Origin of the sequence: Psychroserpens damuponensis, from assembly GCF_000826655.1 — a bacterium.
GTDB lineage: Bacteria > Bacteroidota > Bacteroidia > Flavobacteriales > Flavobacteriaceae > Psychroserpens > Psychroserpens damuponensis.
The window spans coordinates 271633-288755 of the sequence record NZ_JXJO01000011.1 but is presented as its reverse complement, the minus strand read 5'-3'; the positions used below and the strand labels follow the sequence as shown (position 1 = coordinate 288755).

At 31.2% G+C, this 17123-nt stretch carries 13 protein-coding genes; 5 read left to right on the top strand and 8 right to left on the bottom strand.

All coding sequences use genetic code 11. The features are described from left to right. Positions 1-2: 2 nt before the first annotated feature. From TD29_RS06535 to trhO, 3 genes are all read right to left on the bottom strand, one after another. Complete coding sequence (locus TD29_RS06535; RefSeq protein ID WP_040279667.1) at positions 3-506, bottom strand: gliding motility lipoprotein GldH; 504 nt, start codon at positions 504-506, stop codon at positions 3-5. Further along, entirely contained in the window at positions 493-1680 is a 1188-nt protein-coding gene (locus TD29_RS06530) for a PSP1 domain-containing protein (RefSeq protein ID WP_040279666.1), read from the bottom strand. The genes TD29_RS06535 and TD29_RS06530 overlap by 14 nt, the downstream gene beginning before the upstream one ends. 311 nt (positions 1681-1991) lie before the next feature. After that, entirely contained in the window at positions 1992-3056 is a 1065-nt protein-coding gene (gene trhO / locus TD29_RS06525; protein ID WP_040279665.1) for an oxygen-dependent tRNA uridine(34) hydroxylase TrhO, read from the bottom strand. A gap of 603 nt (positions 3057-3659) precedes the next feature. Here trhO and recA point away from each other — a divergent pair. The 4 genes from recA (at position 3660) to TD29_RS06505 (ending at position 7441) form a co-directional block, all read left to right on the top strand. Continuing rightward, positions 3660-4664 carry a recombinase RecA gene (gene recA / locus TD29_RS06520; RefSeq protein WP_040279664.1) on the top strand — a complete coding sequence of 335 codons (1005 nt, stop codon included), beginning with the start codon at positions 3660-3662 and terminating at the stop codon, positions 4662-4664. Positions 4665-4794: 130 nt separating this feature from the next. Further along, on the top strand, positions 4795-5211 hold the full coding sequence (locus tag TD29_RS06515; protein WP_040279663.1) for a hypothetical protein: 417 nt from the start codon (positions 4795-4797) through the stop codon (positions 5209-5211). A gap of 20 nt (positions 5212-5231) precedes the next feature. Further along, entirely contained in the window at positions 5232-5777 is a 546-nt protein-coding gene (locus TD29_RS06510; protein WP_040279662.1) for an RNA polymerase sigma factor, read from the top strand. Next, positions 5777-7441: a hypothetical protein gene (locus TD29_RS06505; RefSeq protein WP_040279661.1), complete on the top strand. Its 1665-nt coding sequence runs from the start codon at positions 5777-5779 to the stop codon at positions 7439-7441. The genes TD29_RS06510 and TD29_RS06505 overlap by 1 nt, the downstream gene beginning before the upstream one ends. Before the next feature lie 82 nt (positions 7442-7523). Here the strand turns inward: TD29_RS06505 and TD29_RS06500 are convergent, their stop codons facing one another. The 4 genes from TD29_RS06500 to TD29_RS06485 all read right to left on the bottom strand — a co-directional run bounded on the left by TD29_RS06500 (position 7524) and on the right by TD29_RS06485 (position 12117). Further along, positions 7524-10124, bottom strand: coding sequence for a carboxypeptidase-like regulatory domain-containing protein (locus TD29_RS06500; protein ID WP_152611474.1), 2601 nt, complete (start codon positions 10122-10124; stop codon positions 7524-7526). A gap of 46 nt (positions 10125-10170) precedes the next feature. Next, positions 10171-10911, bottom strand: coding sequence for a GLPGLI family protein (locus tag TD29_RS17825; protein WP_052466995.1), 741 nt, complete (start codon positions 10909-10911; stop codon positions 10171-10173). A 70-nt stretch (positions 10912-10981) separates the two neighbouring features. Next, a complete protein-coding gene (locus TD29_RS06490; RefSeq protein ID WP_152611473.1) occupies positions 10982-11263 on the bottom strand; it encodes a hypothetical protein in 282 nt (93 codons plus the stop codon). 119 nt (positions 11264-11382) lie between these two features. Next, positions 11383-12117, bottom strand: a complete 735-nt coding sequence (locus TD29_RS06485) for a lysophospholipid acyltransferase family protein (protein ID WP_040279658.1) — start codon at positions 12115-12117, stop codon at positions 11383-11385. Between the two features lie 295 nt (positions 12118-12412). Here TD29_RS06485 and trpS point away from each other — a divergent pair, with 295 nt between their 5' ends. Then, positions 12413-13381 carry a tryptophan--tRNA ligase gene (trpS, locus tag TD29_RS06480; RefSeq protein WP_040279657.1) on the top strand — a complete coding sequence of 323 codons (969 nt, stop codon included), beginning with the start codon at positions 12413-12415 and terminating at the stop codon, positions 13379-13381. A 74-nt stretch (positions 13382-13455) separates the two neighbouring features. Here trpS and TD29_RS06475 read toward each other — a convergent pair whose 3' ends face one another. Then, positions 13456-16755: a T9SS type A sorting domain-containing protein gene (locus TD29_RS06475; RefSeq protein ID WP_040279656.1), complete on the bottom strand. Its 3300-nt coding sequence runs from the start codon at positions 16753-16755 to the stop codon at positions 13456-13458. Positions 16756-17123 lie beyond the last annotated feature (368 nt).

Sequence of the window (17123 nt, the reverse complement as noted above, 5' to 3'; positions counted from 1 at the left end):
AATCAATTTGTTTGCGAATGCTCTATTCTAAAACCAACATCTGTGATGCCTTCTAATTTATCAATGCCATTGATACTTCCATTTTCTCTCATGGCTTGTTGTATGTTAACTGTATATTCTCCAGGTTCATCAAACACAAAGGGTTCATCATAACCTTTATACCACAATTTATTTTCTTTTACATCTGTAAATCCAGTGCCTAAAAATGTACCATCTGGGTTTGCCATTTTGTAGGTTAAGGTATCTTTTATTGCTTTACCATTTGGATAATTTAACTCTACAATTAAAAACAAATTACTGTATTTATAATCTTCAGTATTTCGTAAATTAACATACAAATTATATGCGTTTGTAGTATCTGGAGGTGACATTTTAAAAGCTATTATTTGATCTTTATCCCATGCTCCAGAAACCGATTGATACTCATCAAAAACACGGTTTGAGTCACACGATAAAAAGCTCAACACAATCAATATACATCCTATCCAATACTTACTTTTTTGCATTACTTTTATTTGTATTGTTTGTATTTTTTCTACGTTGGTTTTGTTTGCCTTTATTATTTCTACGTTTCTTTTTACGTTTTGGACTATCAAAACGTGTTAAACTATCTTGACCAACAACGTTTTCAAACTCTGTTTTAGTATCTTCTATGAGTATAGAAGCGTACTCTTCAAGACTTGCAACTTTTTCTCTTTTCTTATTTTTTTCTATAATTTCATTGGCTTGATCTGTAGTTAATACATGCCAATTCATCCATTCGCCTTCGTAAGCATACCATAAATGACCTTTAAAAATATCTGTTTTTTGGCATACTGCTTTTCCTTTTTCTGTAAACAATTTAGTATCAGATTTAGGAAAGGCTTTTAAGGCATCTAAATAGGCATCTAACTCATAATTTAAACAGCATTTTAGTTTACCACATTGTCCTGCTAATTTTAAAGGATTTAATGATAATTGTTGGTAACGTGCTGCCGATGTACTTACCGATCTAAAATCTGTTAACCAGGTTGAACAGCATAACTCTCTACCACAGGAACCAATACCACCAAGACGAGCTGCTTCTTGCCTAAACCCAACTTGTTTCATTTCTATACGCGTTCTAAACTCACGTGCAAAAACTTTAATAAGCTCTCTAAAATCTACGCGTTCTTCTGCTGTATAGTAAAATGTTGCTTTACTTGCGTCACCTTGATATTCAATATCAGAGATTTTCATTTGCAATTTTAAATCAATAGCAAATTGTCTTGCTTTGACTTTCATTAGTTCTTCTTTATCTCTTGCTGCAGACCAAATATCAATATCTTTTTGACTTGCTTTGCGGTAAATTTTCATGACGTTATCTTCGTCATCAATATTTACTTTTTTACGTTTCATTTGTACTCTTACCAGCTCTCCAGTAAGTGTAACCATACCAATATCGTGACCTGAAGCGGCTTGAGTAGCAACGACATCTCCAATGCTTAATGTTAAATTTTCGGTATTTTTATAGTATTGTTTTCGTCCGTTTTTAAAACGCACTTCGACACCAATAAAAGGTTCTTGACCTTGTGGTAATGTCATGTTGGCTAACCAATCAAAAACAGTAAGTTTATTGCAGCTATCTGTACCGCAAGTTCCATTGTTTTTGCATCCTTTTGGTTGTCCATCCTTGCCAGTTGAGCAACTTTTACAACTCATGAAATTTTATATATAATTTGATAACTTGAATAAAGGTATCAAATGAAGATTAATGATTCTTTTGAAATGTAAATATAAGATTATTTATCCATAAAAATAATGAAAGCGATGTTGACTAAGTTCTCATAAACTTATATAGTTCTATAGCGATATAGAAATAGTATTAATGAAAAAAGCTTGCACTTTTAGTTTAAAATTTCCGAAGACATAAAACACAACCTCATGCGTTCATTCACCTTTTTTTTATTTTATCATATCTATTGGATTTTTAAAGTGCAACCGTTAAAAAAAGCTCCATTTAGGAGCCTTTTTTATTTTGAAAATGATTTGGAAATATTTCTCAAATCTTTTTTATACGGTAAATGATCTGCTCGTCCTTTTTTGAAAATGTCATTACTATTGCCTTGGCCTTTGCGAAGTGCTTTTTGCTCCTCATAAGGCAAATTATGAATTTCTTTACAGTTGGTTGAACAACAATTTTCCATTTGTGCTTTACAACTATCACATTGAATAAACAATAAATGACAAGCTTCGTTAGCACAATTAGTATGCATATCTGCAGGTGCTCCACATTGATGACAATTGGCGATGACATCTTCACTAATACGTTCTGATCGACGTTCGTCAAACACAAAGTTTTTACCAATAAACTTATTTTCTAAATCATTAGATTCTACTTGTCTTACATAATTGATGATACCACCATCTAGTTGAAACACGTTTTTAAACCCTTTGTGTTTGTAATAAGCACTAGCTTTTTCACAACGAATTCCGCCAGTACAGTACATGACTAGATTTTTCTCTTCTTTATGTTCTTTTAAATCTTCTTCAATAATATCTAAAGATTCTCTAAACGTATCGACATCTGGAGTTACAGCGTTTTTAAAATGACCTATTTCACTCTCATAATGATTTCTCATATCTACCAAAACGGTATTTGGGTCTTCAATGAGCTCATTAAATTTTGAAGCATCAACATGTACTCCTTTATCAGTTACATCAAACGTGTCATCATTGAGGCCATCTGCTACAATTTTTTGTCGCACTTTAACTTTTAGTTTTAAAAATGCAAAATTATCATGCTCAATAGCAATGTTTAATCTTACGTTTTCTAGAAATGTAATAGTGTCTAAATGCGTTTTGAAAGTGTCAAAGTTTTCGGCAGGAACAGAAAGCTGAGCATTTATACCTTCATGAGCGATATAAATTCGACCTAAGACATCAAATTCATCCCATGCTAAGAACATGTGATTTCTAAAAATTTGGGTGTTTTTAATTTTTGCGTACTTGTAAAAAGAGATTGTTAAGCGTTCTTTTCCCGCTTTTTCAATAAGTTCGACTCTCTCTTTAGCACTTAAGTTATTGTACAGTTGCATGCTATACTAATTTTAAGGTTAAAAAAATTACATCTGTGTTTAATCTATGATGTATGTGGATACAAAGGTAAGGAAAGTTATGAGTTAAATAAAACGCATAAAAAAGCCCTGCGGATTTGATAAAACAGGGCTTTTTTAGAGGACTAACTCGTTATTAATATTTTTAAATTTGTCTTAAAAACACATAACGAGCTAGCCACCATCGGCTTTACAGTTACTATTCACATGAATTGCAACTGTAACACCTGAGGCATTGTTAAAAATAGTTTTTCTAAAAAATCTCATTTCTAATAAGAATTTAAGTTTGTGGGATATGCCTAATTCTATAGTGTTTTTTAAAATTATGATGCTTAGAAAAACCTCTAACTAAGTCGCACACTTTCTAAAATAATAGAAAGTACAAAGTTTTTAGTTTTCAATTTGTCAATAATTTATAATCTCATTTACAGATTTAAAGCTTCTTTTTCATAACAAGATTTCCCAATCTCAATTGGTAGATGCAAAAAGTTTAAAAAGGTTGCGTCATAAGTCAAAAAAAAATAAAAGTTGTTGTATTTTAGCTAACCCTTTTAAAAGGAGATTAATTATATAAATTACAAGGAAATGAGCAGTGAAAAAGACGCAAAATTAAAAGCATTAAAATTAACTTTAGATAAACTTGATAAGGCCTACGGTAAGGGAACAGTAATGAAAATGAGCGATCAAGCAGTCGTAGATGTTGATGCTATTTCTTCTGGATCTTTAGGTTTAGATATTGCTTTAGGTGTTGGTGGATATCCTAGAGGAAGAGTTGTTGAAATATACGGTCCAGAATCATCTGGTAAAACTACATTAACGTTACACGCTATAGCCGAGACTCAAAAAGCTGGAGGCATTGCTGCATTTATTGATGCTGAGCATGCTTTTGATCGTTTTTATGCTGAAAAACTTGGTGTTGATATTGATAACCTTATCATTTCACAACCAGACAATGGCGAGCAAGCTTTAGAAATCGCAGATAATTTAATACGATCTGGTGCTATTGACATCGTGGTTATTGACTCGGTTGCCGCATTAACTCCTAAAAGTGAAATAGAAGGCGAGATGGGAGATTCAAAAATGGGATTACATGCACGTTTAATGTCTCAAGCGCTTAGAAAATTAACAGGATCAATTAGTAAAACTAACTGTACTGTAATTTTCATTAACCAATTACGAGAAAAAATTGGTGTTATGTTTGGTAACCCAGAAACAACTACAGGTGGTAATGCCTTAAAATTTTATGCATCTGTACGTTTAGATATTCGTCGTTCTACTCAAATTAAAAACACCGATGGAGGTGTAATGGGTAATAAAACCAGAGTGAAAGTTGTTAAAAACAAAGTAGCACCTCCTTTTAGAATGTGTGAATTTGACATTATGTATGGTGAAGGTATTTCTAAAGTTGGAGAAATTTTAGATGTTGCTGTTGATCAAGAGATTGTTAAAAAGAGTGGCTCTTGGTTTAGCTATGGTGATACTAAATTGGGTCAAGGTAGAGATGCTGTTAAAGCGTTAATAAAAGATAATCCAGAATTAATGGATGAACTTGAAGAAAAAGTTCGCGCAAATATTAATGGTGCCGACTAAAAAAAACCATTTTTAAAAATTTAAAAAAATCCCTCTTTTTGGGATTTTTTTGTTTTTAGACGCAACCTTTTTGTACTTTTTGTATCTACATGATGAAATCATAATATATTTCAAAAATTAATTTATATAAATGAAGAAGATTTTTTTATTAAGCTTTATAATAACCTTATTAGTCTCTTGTAGTCCTGATGATAGTCAACTTAGCTTTCATACCGAAGTTTTACCAATTGAAAATGTGACTATACCAGATGAATTCCAGTTTGGTGAAGTTTATCAAATAGGTGTCACTTATTTTAGACCTACTGGCTGCCATATATTCAACAACTTTTATTACGACATCAATGAAAATGAACGCATTGTTGCTGTGATTACTACGGTTTATGATGAGCAAGATTGCCAAACTTTTGAGCCAGAAGAAAATGAAGTAGAAGTAGCATTTAACTTTCAGGTTAATAGTTTTGACACTTACACTTTTAAGTTTTTTCAAGGACTAGATGAGAACGATAATGACCTCTACTATATTATAGAAGTACCTGTTGTAGAATAAATTAATTAAATTATAATTATGTGAGTTTAGACCAACTCATTAAAGGCTGTAAACGAAATGATACTCAAGCGCAAAGTCAATTATACAAGCTATATGCTAGTAAATTGTTTTCGGTGTGTTTGAAGTATTCGCGCAATTATGTCGAAGCCGAAGATAATTTACAAGATGCCTATTTAACGATTTTTAAAAAAATTGGTCAGTTTAAAAGTCAAGGATCACTTGAAGGTTGGATGAAACGAATTACTATAAATACCGCGTTGCAACGTTATAGAAGCGCTGGTGTTTTTGATATTATAAATGAAGATCAAATTGAAGATGTAACTGTAAACGTTGATGATGACGATGATATGAGCATTGACTATCTACTTATCATCATTCAAGAATTACCAGACCGTTACCGTTTGGTATTTAATTTATATGCCTTAGATGATTATTCGCATAAAGAAATTGCTGCGTTATTAAATATCTCTACAGGTACATCAAAATCAAACTTGGCGCGAGCTCGAATGATTTTAAAAGAGAAAATAAAACAATATAAAGCGAGTCCCAATTCGCAAAGTATATAATGAGTGAAAAGAAAAACATAGACAAACTCTTTAAAGAGCAGCTCAAAAATTTTGAAGTTGCTCCAAGTGATGCTGTCTGGGGAAAAATTGAGGCAGAACTCCATAAAGATAAACGTAAACGCAGAGTGATCCCAATTTGGTGGAAAGTTGCTGGAGTTGCGGCTGTTTTAATAGTAATGTTTACTGTAGCTAATACTTTCTTTAATGCTTCGGAAAATTCAATTGAAAAAGACATTGTTGATACAGAAAAATCTAAGAATAATTCTACAATCGACGATAAAGAGCAAGAAAATAGTACTGATTTAATTACTTCGGAAAAGATAAAACAACAGCCAATTGTAGATAACAAAACTAAAGCTGATACCTCTACCAAGCTCAGTACAAATGTTCAAAACGAATCCAACAACAACAACAACAACAACAACAACAACAACAACAACAACAACTATTCACCTCAAAACGAGCTTACAACACCTCATAAAACAGACTACAAAACGAGTGTAACGATTTCCGAAGAGCACGAAAAAACAGAAAACGATAAGCGCAGTAACGACACTCAAAACAATACATCTATAATTAAGAATACATCACAACAACGTGATGCTGTTGTTTCTCAAGAAAAAAATAATTTTAAGACCGACAAAGCGACCAATAAAAGCGACCTCAACAGCAAAAATGCTATTGCTAAAAACTCAAACAACAAAACTCCCGAAAATGAATCGCTTAAAAACGATAATAGAAAAGACAAATCTGAAATTGATAACCTCATAAAACAAACTAAGAGTAATACATCAACTCAGGTAACGACTTCTAATGCTTCGGAAAAAGAAAATAGCGAAACATTAATAGATACCATAAAAGTTATTGAAGAAAACGCGATAGAAAAAGCCATTGCTGAAAACGAAACTGAAGATAATGAAGAGGTTAAGGACTCTATTAATCCGTTGTTAAAACGTTGGAGTCTTGCGCCAAATATGGCTCCTGTATATTTTAATTCAATAGGTGGCAAAGGGTCTCCAATTGATGAGCAGTTTGTTGATAATACTAAAAAAGGAGATATTAATTTAAGTTACGGTATTAAAGGGGCTTATGCTATTAATAAAAGGCTAACGGTTAGAGCTGGAGTTAATAAGGTTGATTTGGGTTATTCTACAAATAACGTTGTTGCATTTTCTAACCCAAGTGCGTCTAGTTCAAGTCGTGCTTTACAAAATGTATCTTCAACCGATTCTACAACCACGTACATAAGTGCTAGTAATTTTAGTTTTGCTACAGGTCCTGAAGTATTGTTTATAAAAGAACAAGGATCAATTAGCCAACAATTAGGGTTTATAGAAGTGCCTATAGAATTAGAATACAATGTGCTTGACACTAAAATTGGACTCAATATCATTGGTGGTTTTAGTACGTTATTTTTAAGTGATAATGATGTGTATTCTATAGAAAGTAACGGAAACAAAACGCGATTAGGCGAAGCCTCAAATATTAACGACATGAGTTATAGTGCCAATTTTGGTATTGGTGTAAACTATAATATTTCAAAACAATTACGATTTAATCTTGAGCCCACGTTCAAGTATCAAATAAATACATTTAATAATACGTCTGGAGATTTTCAACCTTTTTTTATAGGTGTTTATACTGGACTTAGTTTTAAATTTTAGGTTTTTTAGTTGGTTAGATAATTATTGCAAATGCAATAATGACGAAAAGCTACTCTGTGCCAGGAGTAGCTTTTTTTTGTGATTAAAACTTGAACTTCACCGATAACAAAACCAGTCTTTCAATCAAATTATGCTCATAATTAGATGACGAAAAATCAGATACATTTATATTTTGATAGGTGCTATTATTCAATAAATTATTAGCTTTTAATTGATACTCTATTTTACCTTTTTTAGGTTTATAATTTAAAGAGGCATCTAAAAATAAATCACCATTAATGTTAGTTTTTAAATCTGGCTTAACATATTGTGTAGTAAATACAAATTGAAATTCATTTTTTACAAACTTTGTTTTAAAATCAGTTTGCAATGCAGTAAATGAATTTGTTGAGCCATCTTGATTATCAAAAACATTGTTTCTAATAGCAATTTTATTTTCAAAATTGATTGCAGACTTAAATCCTGTTCTAAGTTGAAATTTAGCAAACAGCGATTTACTTTTATTATTTCTTAACTCTGAATCATTGATAATGTTTTGATATTCATTTATTGAATAATTACTATCAAAGTTTAAAGTACTTCTCATAAAATGAAGGTACTTTTCTAATCTCAAACCAAAATTATAATTATTGTTATTTGTAACATTTACGATAGATGTGTAAAAATCTACATCTTCTGAAACATTAAAACTATTTACGTAACCATATTTATTATAACTATAACGACCAAAAAGATTAAATTGAAATAAGTTGTAGAAGTCATTAACTTCATAACCTAATGTATAACTGTGATTGTTAAACAAATTAAAACTAAAATCATTTACTAAAAGAGACCTAACATCTCTCAATATTAATCCAGAATAAATATTTGATAAGGTTGGTATTTGATTTGAAAGGTTATAATCTACATAGTAATTTGCGTTTTTACTTATGCTGTATTTTAGTGTAAGCGATGGATTTAAAATGAACTCACTATTACTATAAGTGGATTCTAAATTAGCATCTTCAATTTTTATATTAAGCAATTGATTTTCAACTTCTGCTAGAAATTGCCATTTATTTTTATTGTAATTATATGATAGGTTTAAAAACGGTTTTGATAATTTATAATTAAGCTGGTTTGTTAATGATAATGATGTTTGGATCCCATCAAGGTTAGAAACCAAATCATTTGTTTCAAAGTTATAGCCTAGACTAAATCCATACTCTATATTTTTTTGTTTTGTGAAATAATTAGACTGAACATTAAATGTTGTTTTCTCAATATCAATAGCTTGATGACTAAAATCTGTTTCTTCTAATACTTCTAAATCTTGAGGTATCTTGTTTGAAGACATATTTGATACGATCTGCAAAACACTTTTACTATCAACTTTATAGGTGTATTCTAAATCGGTATTAAAAAATAAATCTTTGCTCACAGATGTTCTTTCTAAGTATAATCCATTATTATTTCCTATGGCATTCTCAGTTATATTTTTAGACTCAAATTTACCTTTAGCAGTAAATAAGGATTTTTTATTGATGTGATAAATCAACTCAGAGCTAACATTATGTAATGTTGGTATTCTATCAATATTATTCTGAGAAAAAATATCTATTTGAGTATCTTCAAAATTGTATAAAACAGCATTAGTTTCATTTCTTTTTAATTTATCTGCAAATAGATTATAGTTTCCTCTTAGAGAAATATCCTTGTTAATTTTATAGAGTGCATTTAAACTCCCAAAAAAATTATTATTAACTCTAACTCTATGATCTGGTAAACTTGAATTAAAACCACTTCCATTTACTAAATTACTTGTTCTTTGGTTAATTTCGTTAAGGGAAGAAATATCTAAACTATTAGAAACAAAATTATACGGACTATAATTTTCTCCAATATTATTATGACTAAAAGTCCCAAAACCTTTAAGTTTTTTTGAAACAGAAATCATATTGGCTCTTAAATAAGTCCTGTCTTCAATACCCAAACCAACCTCAGCATCTCCTGATACATCAACCTTGCCTTCTTTTAATATAAGATTGACCGCAACATCATCTGAACTTTTAACGCCTTTAAGCAAAGGGTTAGTATTATAATCTTCAATAGCCTCAATAGAGGCAATAATATTTGAGTTTATATTACGAGAACCAACCGTATAATTAGAATCAAACAAGTTGTCTCCATCTAAAAGCAACCTAATCACTCGCTTACCTTTAAATTTAATATTACCATTTTCGCTAACAGTGATTCCTGGCAATTTTTTGAGTAAATCTTCAACAACTTGTTCAGTACCATCTTTAAATTGATTGATGTTATAAACTGTAGTATCTTTTTTTACGGTAATTGGTCTTTTTTTGCCTTCAATATATACTTCCTTCAATGCGGTAAGTCGTTCTTCTAAACTAATATCTAGTGTGATGTTAGAATTCTTATAATCTGAGATTAGAATTTCTTTACGGTAAGCTAAATGACTAATTATAGAAGTCTCGAGAATCAATTTATCAAATCCAGCAGGTAACTTTATATTAAAATCACCATTAAGGTCTGTACTCGTATAATCTAAAATTAAACCATTTAAGTTTTTTAATAGTATGTTTACATCTGGTACAGGTTTAAGAGATGTTTTATCAACAATATTGCCGCTGATTTCTGTCTCTTGTGCCTCTGATAAAAATGAAGTTAAAAAAAACAGAACCATAAAAAATATTATGGTTCTATTGGCTTTATTAATCAATATAAAATTATTAATTCTCAACAAGTAATTCTATTTTTTTTGCTGGTATTGATGATGATCCACCATCAGGATCAGTGTAAGATAAAAGTTCTTCATACTTTCGTTTGTATTCGTCTGTAAACTCTTTCCAAGACACTTTCTTTTCAAGATAATTTCTATATGGGTTTTTAATATCAGTATCACTTTTCTTTATGCTTAACTTATTTATTTCTAATTGAAAAACACCATCTGTGGATTTAACTTCCATTATTAAACCCGGAAGACCAGCAAATTTCCATGGTCCATTATTAAATGGGATTTGCGATGAAAAATAGGCAACATAGTTTCTGCCTCTGTAAAATGTAGTCGCCTTTTGACATTTATAATTTAAAATATCCTTAAACTCATTTTCAAGTTTCCAATCAAATATTTTAATATTATCCTCTACAAGAAACGGTTTCATCCCAACTCTTTCAATACTATAAAAATTATTAGAAAGTAAATCTTTATAAATATAAGGATTGTTTTTAGGTTTTATGGATAAAATCTTCCCTTGTCTTCCTTCCCTTTCTTCTAAAAAATTAGAATCCCCAACAAAATCCATTTCATAAACAGATTTTGTTTTGCTTGCTATCAAAGTAGAATTTACTACCGTTGCAGTAGGAAGTTCTTCCATTTTAATTGAATAAGAATATTCGGCAATCAATATATCTTCTTTCTCATTGCCTAATAAAAATATCGATAGTATAAAGATTAATTGAGTTAATTTCATGTTTATTTATATTTAAAAGAAAGACAAAATAGAAATATGAATTGTCATTCTTTTTAGTAAATTTGAACTATTATTCAGGCGTAAACTCTGGTTCATTTTGATTTTTTAATATCCAATTTTGAGCCTTTTTTTCAGCAATACGACAAGATAAACCAGTGTCAATACCACATTCCGTAAAAGATTTAACAGCTACTCCTTTGTAATAAATTATCGCTGTACAACAACCGAATGCTTCTTCGATTGTTAAATTTGTTTCATTTTCACTACTAAAAGACATAAACCCCAAAGACATGATTGCTAAAAACAATAATTTTTTCAGAATTAAATAAATTTTTGGGTAATAATTACTCAAATATGAGAAAATATACTATACCTCCAAAACAATTTAAGTTAAATATTTTATTTTAACACCAATTAATCAAAAACACAGTCTAAACTACGGAAAAACCGTAATTAAAATGAAGATTTTTCTTACTTATACACTTTTAATTGATTTAATATCAATAATCTAGATTGCTCGTTTACCAGCTTAGTGTCCTTAGTTGTCAATCCTTCCGTAGACATAAAACGATGCACTTTTGAACGCATTTTCCCTGGACTTCCACTAAAAAACGTGTATGAAAATCGCTTTTTATTATCACCAAACGTTATAGGTACAATTGGGATGTGATGATTAATTGCCATTCTAAAAGCTCCATCTTTAAAATCATCTAACACGATGCTTTCATCTGGCACACCACCTTCTGGAAAAATACAAATACTCATCCCTTGTTTGAGACGACGCTGTGCTCTTAAAAACACGGCTTGCCTACTTTTAGGATTACTTCTATCTACCAAAATACTAGTGCGCTTATAGAAAAAGCCAAATAATGGGATTTTTGCCAACTCTGCCTTACCAACAAATACAAACGGATTTTTAACCGTTACTAACATCAACATAATATCTGCCATTGATGTATGGTTTGCTATAAACATGTAGCTTTTATTTTTCTTCGGAATTTCCTCACGCTCAATTTTAACTCTAAAACCCATCCCAATTAATATAAACCAAGACCATAAACGCGCCATTTTAAAAAAATAAGGATACCAAGATTCTTTTAAAATAGATACTACCAAAAAAGGAAACATCACAATAATTGGTAATGCCACCAATATGTAGAACCAAATGCGATAGAATGTATAAAATATGTTCTTAAAAATCTTCATTGGGTTCAAAACTACTTAAATTAATTCAACATTTCTACTAAAAAAATTACCTTTGCTGACGATATAGGAGGAAGTTGAAGACTGAAGACACATAACTGCAAAGCGCAACTTCAAGCATGACGTTTCACCAGCGAATGTTTAGAAAGAAACTCTCTCTTATTGACATGATGTTTTGGTTCGTTTATTCGTGATCCTTATTTTATAGATCACATGATGTGCTTCGCAATTTGCAACAAGGTAAAACGAACAAAAATAAAGTTTAATTAAAGAGATACCTGCTTTTGCAGGCAATACTATGGCAAGAATACTCACAGGAATACAAAGCACAGGAACACCACATTTAGGAAATATATTAGGCGCTATTTTACCAGCTATTAACATGGCTAACGACACCAAAAATGAGTCGTATCTATTTATCGCTAATATGCATACACTCACACAAATTAAAAATGCTGAAGAATTACGTCACAATACGTATTCGGTTGCTGCAACTTGGTTAGCATTTGGTCTAGATATTAACAAAACAGTATTTTATAGACAAAGTGATATTCCGCAAGTTACTGAGTTAGCTTGGTATTTAAATTGCTTTTTTCCTTATAAACGCTTAATGCTGGCACATGGTTTTAAAGACAAAGCAGACCGTTTAGATGATGTTAACTCTGGCTTATTTATGTATCCAATGCTCATGGCTGCCGATATTTTATTGTACGATGCCGAAATAATTCCTGTAGGAAAAGATCAACTGCAGCACTTAGAAATGACTCGTGATGTAGCATCGCGTTTTCATGCGCAAATGGGAGACACTTTTGTATTGCCAGAAGCAAAAATACAAGAACATACCAAACTCATTCCAGGAACCGATGGTGAAAAAATGAGTAAAAGTAGAAATAACTTTATCAATATATTTTTACCAGAAAAGAAACTACGCAAGCAAATCATGTCTATTGAAACCGATAGCACACCTCTAGAAGACCCAAAAGACTGGAGTACATGTAACTGCTTTGCATTGTATAATTTATTAGCCTCACCAAATGACATCACCACTATGAAAGCCAATTACGAAAATGGCAACTATGGTTATGGTCATGCAAAACAAGCGTTATATGAACTTATACTCTCAAAGTTTTCTTCGGAAAGAGAACGTTACAACCATTATATGTCTAACCTCAACGACATTGACGATGCCTTAGCTATTGGAGCTGAAAAAGCTGGAAAAATCGCTAATGACGTTTTACAAAGGGTTCGTAGTAAAGTTGGCTACTAAACAATATTTTAGATAAAAAAAGACTTTTGTATAGTGTACAAAAGTCTTTTTTTTATTTGAAACTTATTGTTGCTTTAGTTTATTATCTTCTTAGACACTAAAATATCACCTTCTAAACCTATAGAAATGATATACACGCCTTTAGAAAATTTAAAGCTATCATTTACAGTGCTACTTTGTCCATTAAACTTATAATGAGCCACTTGTCTTCCGTTTAAATCATAAATTTCAATATGCTCAATACCAACTGTAGATTTTACATATAATATATCATTATCAACATAAGAAAACGTGTTAGACGTAGAAACATCATCAATAGATAGCGTTGACGCTGTATACCTAAGAACAAGACGATCATTAAACACACCTGTTTCTCCTGTAAACGTATATGGAGATACTCTTAAATCATGAATTATACCTAAGTAAACATCTTCTATATATATACTTTGTGTATCATCTAAAAACGTACTTCCTTTTAAATTATCAATACCAATTTTATAAATCCCGTTTTCAATTAACTCAAAACCTAAAGGTACCGTATCACTTTCATCAAATGGCAAAGGACGACCTTGTATGACCATATGATCTTCAGCTATCATAGAATACAAACTAAACCCATCACTATTAGTAATTGCATCGTATAATCTATCTTTTTCATTTGTTGCTCCATCTACATAACCTATTAAAGTACTAGACGACATATTACTTTCATTTACTAAACTTAACCACACTAATTGCTTTTCTTCAGGTGCAGTAGTCGTTTCAGAGTTGCTTCTAAAAAACTGCGAATTATCATAAGCACTTTCTCCACTACCATAACGCATATCGTTTGTAAAACTTACTAAACTCGTATTAGGCGAAGCACTGTCAACATTTACAAAAAACCCTTGTCCTGACGCAATATTTCCATCAAATTGATCATCAGGATTTGAAGCTCCAACACCATTGTAAGTTACATATTGATTCCCATAATTATATGAGAAATCCTCATAAAACGGATTGTCTACAGAATTTGAAACCTCTGTATTATGCAACCATAAATCCACACGACCTTCAATTGTAGGATTATGGAGAATAAAATCATTTACATTTAAAGCAGAAGGGTAAGGATTCCCAATTAAATTCCAGTTTTTATTGTCTTCATCGGCTACAAAGCCAGTGGTTTTAAATACCTCAACATCAATGCTTCCGTTATTTGGCACACCAACAAAATTAGATGTAAAACCAGTAGATACAGCGTCATTATCTATCCTTATGATATAACCTTCACCAGTAGCCATGGCTGTATTTCCTGCAGCTACCCAATCGCCTGATTGCCCATTAGCATTAGTCTGGTTTACGCTCCACTGATATGCAGGCATATTTGAAATACCTGAAACATTGAAATTGGCAACAGGTGAAGACCAATACACATAATCGTTTGGATGCAAAGTACTAGCCTCTACTGTTCTTTTAACTTTAATTGCACCACTATTTTCATTTGTAGTAACATTTTTAATCTGTATTAAGCTAGCATCATCCTCTAAAGTAAAGGTTCCTGCTTGTACAAAAGGCACAATATTACCGTCGTCATCTGTATATGAAGGTATTTCAGGTTCAACGGTTATATTATTATAAAGCTTAATAGTTGATCCTGATGGAATAACAACATCTTTACCTGCTGGCACTGTACAATCGCAACCTACTAAATCACCAGTTTGATTATAATCATCGGTAAAAATCAAATTTTTATCTTCCTGATTAATAGTAATTTCTGAATAAATAGGCGCTAGTACCCAATTTGTACCATTCCAATATGTAGGAGTTCCTCCTTCACTAACGGTAAAAGGAACATCAATGGCTCCATACTCATTTTTGATCCTTACCTTATAAACTAAATTTGTTAAATCACTTGCCGATAAACCTGAAGGAATTGTAAAAGAAGTTGATGTTTCAGATGTTATTGGTTGATAATTCTCGTACCATTGATATGATATAGTTTCACCCGAATCTCCTGTAGGATCATCAACAATTCCAAAAGCATTAAAATTTAATGCTGAAATTGTAGGAAGTCTACAAACATATCTAGATACAGGAGCCTGATCAATTTGAGGTGATTTAATTTCAAAAGCAGCCTTATTGTAAGCCATAAAAGCCATATCAGAAGATCCACCAGCTCCCATATTAATACTATTAACATCGGTAATATTAGAAGTGTTCAAACCAAAATCTTCGAGTTTAAAAGCAGCCATTCTAAAAGGTCTGTGTTCTTGAGTACCAAACGACTCATGAACCGGATATGAATTTTCATATGTTACTCCAGATGATAAATCTAATCTATACAAATCTAATCTCCATTCATATAATTTAGAACTACTTCCAAATGCAAGTTTAATAGGTGTTCCTACAACATTACCATCAATATCCGAATAGTAATATACATCACTTCCTCCTGGTTGTGCCATCTGTGTTATTATTAAATCTGGAGTATCATCAAGAGCTCCAACTTGCCCATTTCCACTAAAAAACTTGATATCTGCATTTTTATTGAAATTAGTAATTCCTGTACCCATATCTAAACCATTGACACCGTCAATAATAACATCGTAAACAGTAGCTAACACACCACTATTTAAGACTCTATTATTAATATGATTGTCAATTTTATCTGCCATTGCTAAATAATTAGACGAATTAGGCGTTCCACTAACACCATTAGAAGAATAGGCATTAAAAACCTGACTATTATATACTGTATTATCAGATATATCAACTCCTAGATCCAATAATTCACTTTCTAGTAAAGCATCATCGACACCTGTTGAAAAGATAATATCACCGCTTCCATAGTTCATTTTAAATCCTAACAAGTCATGGTTATCATTTGGCCAAGTTTCTTTTCCAGAAGCACTAGAAGATGAACTCCAATCTGATGATTTCCAAAAACCAACTCCATCATTGTTTTGGTCCCATGTGGTATAGACTTCTTTAACTATATTCTCACTCGATGATCCTAAAGATTTAGAAACTGGAGCTATATAATTAATACTGTTAGCAACTCCAGAGCTAAACGATACACCAGAAATTGAAAGCGTTCTATTACTATTAGAGCTACTATTAATAGTAATCACAAAAGTCATTTCGGTATCGCTAACTAGAGTTCTTGAGCTTAATACAGAAGAGCTTTCACTTCCATTTAATCTTATCTCATCTCTCATGGCTGCTGTAAATCCAGTACCAATAATAGTAACTTTACTACTTGTAGTTACTCGTGTAGGGAACACATTGGTTACCGTTTGACTTAAAACAATACTAGGAAGACACAGTAAAATGGTTAAAATAAAAAACTCAAATAAACGATTACGTTGTAAATGTCGTGTGGTTTTTAACTTCATAATTAGGGTTTTATTTTATATCTAGTTTCACCAATACGATTATGAGGTAAAACAACAATTTTTAATATATTTTAATTAGGGATGGTGTAACCATATTTATAGTATTAACTCAAATAAGTAATACTGTAGTTACTGTTTACTTCAATAAAAGCAGGTTTAATAAAAAAGAGAGGGTGATAAGTGTTTTTCTTTGACAAATCAAAAGAAAAAACGAACTGTAAAAATGTTTTCATAGGTCTGTTATAGAAAAAAATATTTTGAAATAATATTTACATAAAAACATACACTTTATGAATATCATTCTAAATACATTTAAATTTGGGACTGCAAAAATGAGCTAGATAACTCAACACCCAAAATAAATTAGT

What these genes read in the sequence shown, in the direction of transcription:
- trhO (WP_040279665.1), bottom strand. Translation starts at nt 3,056, where the DNA reads ATGCAACTGTACAATAACTTAAGTGCTAAAGAGAGAGTCGAACTTATT.
- TD29_RS06505 (WP_040279661.1), top strand. Translation starts at nt 5,777, where the DNA reads ATGAGTGAAAAGAAAAACATAGACAAACTCTTTAAAGAGCAGCTCAAA.
- TD29_RS06475 (WP_040279656.1), bottom strand. Translation starts at nt 16,755, where the DNA reads ATGAAGTTAAAAACCACACGACATTTACAACGTAATCGTTTATTTGAG.
- TD29_RS06485 (WP_040279658.1), bottom strand. Translation starts at nt 12,117, where the DNA reads ATGAAGATTTTTAAGAACATATTTTATACATTCTATCGCATTTGGTTC.
- TD29_RS06515 (WP_040279663.1), top strand. Translation starts at nt 4,795, where the DNA reads ATGAAGAAGATTTTTTTATTAAGCTTTATAATAACCTTATTAGTCTCT.
- recA (WP_040279664.1), top strand. Translation starts at nt 3,660, where the DNA reads ATGAGCAGTGAAAAAGACGCAAAATTAAAAGCATTAAAATTAACTTTA.
- trpS (WP_040279657.1), top strand. Translation starts at nt 12,413, where the DNA reads ATGGCAAGAATACTCACAGGAATACAAAGCACAGGAACACCACATTTA.
- TD29_RS17825 (WP_052466995.1), bottom strand. Translation starts at nt 10,911, where the DNA reads ATGAAATTAACTCAATTAATCTTTATACTATCGATATTTTTATTAGGC.
- TD29_RS06535 (WP_040279667.1), bottom strand. Translation starts at nt 506, where the DNA reads ATGCAAAAAAGTAAGTATTGGATAGGATGTATATTGATTGTGTTGAGC.
- TD29_RS06530 (WP_040279666.1), bottom strand. Translation starts at nt 1,680, where the DNA reads ATGAGTTGTAAAAGTTGCTCAACTGGCAAGGATGGACAACCAAAAGGA.
- TD29_RS06500 (WP_152611474.1), bottom strand. Translation starts at nt 10,124, where the DNA reads ATGGTTCTGTTTTTTTTAACTTCATTTTTATCAGAGGCACAAGAGACA.